The 2,364-nt window shown below is 60.3% G+C and carries 2 protein-coding genes and 1 pseudogene; all 3 read right to left on the bottom strand.

Annotated features, from left to right (window positions below; all coding sequences use genetic code 11):
* Nucleotides 1-1,200 (bottom strand): metallophosphoesterase family protein (locus tag AWB81_RS42160; protein ID WP_062644459.1); only part of this gene is annotated, 1,200 nt, incomplete at its 3' end.
* A gap of 82 nt (nt 1,201-1,282) precedes the next feature.
* Nucleotides 1,283-1,765, bottom strand: coding sequence for a riboflavin biosynthesis intermediates N-glycosidase (gene ybiA / locus AWB81_RS42155; protein WP_062644456.1), 483 nt, complete (start codon nt 1,763-1,765; stop codon nt 1,283-1,285).
* Nucleotides 1,766-1,953: 188 nt separating this feature from the next.
* Nucleotides 1,954-2,364, bottom strand: a pseudogene (locus tag AWB81_RS42150) (recombination directionality factor); the annotation flags it as partial.

Raw genomic sequence — 2,364 nt, 5'->3', positions numbered from 1 at the left:
AGCGGCGATCGCTTCTGCGTCCCCGGTTTCAAGCAACTGCAGCCGCTCCAGCAACGGCGCCGGATCGACGTCCGTGTGCTCGCACCAGCGCTCGAGCTTCCGATCAATCGACGTTTCGAGGCTGATGCCTTGGGCGCGTGAGCGGACAACGGGAAGAATGCGGCCTTCGACCTTCAGCTCTGCCGCATTGGCGAACAGCGCCGCGATCGCGTCACGGTCCACTGACTGTTTGTGCTCTTCGTCGACCTGCCAACGAACTCGCACGAACTTGTCGGTCGCATCGAGCGCGATTGCCGTCAGGCGTTGCATGTCGGGCGGTCCGTCAAAGTCGATGCAGATCGTCTGCCGCGAAGGCGTAACGACCAAATCAGCTTGGGCCCTTCCAACATCAACATTCCACATCAGAAAGCCCTTGTCACCTTCCTCACCGTAGTGGAATCGCCCGATGGAACCGGGATAGGCCACGACGCGGCCCGCTCGCTCCCACTGCTGCGCCTTGTGGATGTGTCCAAGCATGAAAGCATCGCATTCAGCCTCGAACAGACTGCCAAGCGAAAACTCGTGGTCGAACCCCGCCATCGTCACGCCGTGCTCGGTCGTACAGCCGTTGACCGTGCCGTGGGAGACCCCGACAGTACGGATGCCTGCGGCGCGAAGCTGCTGGTTGACGCGCCCGGCAGCAGCCAGATAGTCACCCAGCACGGCTTCAAGACCCGTCCCGGCTTCCTTGGCACCGACAGCGGCCGCCAATTGACCCTTGTTGACGGTGGGCAAGCAGGTGAACACGACATCGGCGCCGATCGCGAGCACCTCGCGTAGCTCCTCGTCGGAGTACACCGGGCCTCTCGAGGCGTAAAACCGCCCCTCGTGAAGGCTCACCTGCTGGACCCGTTCGGCCACATAGATCTGATGCGTCGTTGCCATCAGTTCAAAATTGCGCAGCGTGCCCGGCGGCTCATGTGAAAACGTACCCTGCAGCATCAAGACCGGCATACTGCCGCTCAGCCCATTGATGCGCCGTGCAAGGCGGTTTAATGAAGGCGCATGTGCGTCGAGACGATGGTCCGTCGCGTCGCCCGAGATCACCGCAACATCGGCGTGCGCGAGAACGGCGTGGTCGATTGCAAAGCCAAAGCAGCGGTCCGACTCTTCGAGGTTTCCCGGCGCGTAGTGCAAATCAGAAAAATGAGCGATTTTCAAAGTCGTCTCCTATAAATGAAAAAGGCCACCCGAAGGTAGCCAGTGAGTGTCGATGCGCCGGTATCGCGCGCTCGGTAAAAGGTTAGGAACTAAGCGTGTCGCGGACTTTCATCAGTGCTTGGCCCAGGAGGTTCTGGCCACGCCACTTCGATTTGTCCGTGATGTCAGGATGGTGCTCGCTTAAGCCCACGCCCCAGATCACATCGTAGGGACTGGCTTCGACAAGCTCCGTCGGTGCCGTCGCGAGCAACAGCGTGCGTAGGCCTGGATGCTGTGCGAACTTCTCGCGGCATCCGACGTAGACGATCGACTCGCGCTTTGCTTTCCACGTGTCGAGGTCGAAGCCCCTGACCTTGCGGCCGAGTGCTTTTTGTTCCTTCGGCAGATGGGTGGCTAGCACAGCTTCAGCAATGTCCTCGTCGCCGAACAGCTTGGCTTTCGAGAACATCATGAACTGTTCTACCGAGCGGAAATCGACGTCGTGATAGGAAAAGCGGCACAGATGCCAGTTGCTAAAAGCATCCTCCGCGCCGAAGAACAGCGTGAAGTTGCCGACTCTACGCATCGGAAGGTCCTTCGCGTGAACAAGTAGATGGGCCGCCGAAGCGGACGGGATTCGATGCGCAGGTACAGCGCGGTCGAAAACATTTGAGCAAGCGGTTCTTGCTGAAATGCTCTCATGCGCGAGCGTGGAAGAAGGTGCCAGTCTCGAAAGAAAGGACGCCAGCCCCCCAAAAGGGGGACTGGCCAAGGTTAGACGTAAGCAGCTTGCGCAATCGCGTCCTGAATCTCGACGTCAAGCGCAGCGGGATCGTCGAGCGCGGTTTTAAGGCGCGCGTTCATCGCATCGACATCAGCGATCCGTTCGATCCAGCCGCGACCGTACGTCTGGTGCGCGTATCTGCGAAAGCCGTTCTGTCGCTCCGGCTGACTCAGGCCCAGACGATGCAGCAGGTCCGACATGCGGTGACGCTTGTCCTCCAGCGTCTCGTTGGGATCGGGCAAGTCGTCGTCGCTGCTGCCATCGCGGTTATCTTCGTTGTGAACGACCGATGATGAGCCATCGCCTGCCCGTTCGTCCTCCGACTGCCGCTGCTCGGGCTGATGAAGCGGATCGCCGATTGACTGTACCGTCCCGTCCGACTCCAGCAGCGCGACTGCGCG

It is taken from the genome of Caballeronia arationis (assembly GCF_001544975.2).
In the GTDB taxonomy this organism is placed as follows: Bacteria; Pseudomonadota; Gammaproteobacteria; order Burkholderiales; family Burkholderiaceae; genus Caballeronia; species Caballeronia arationis.
The sequence above is the reverse complement of the archived record's forward strand: the minus strand, read 5'-3'. Positions and strand labels throughout refer to the sequence as shown.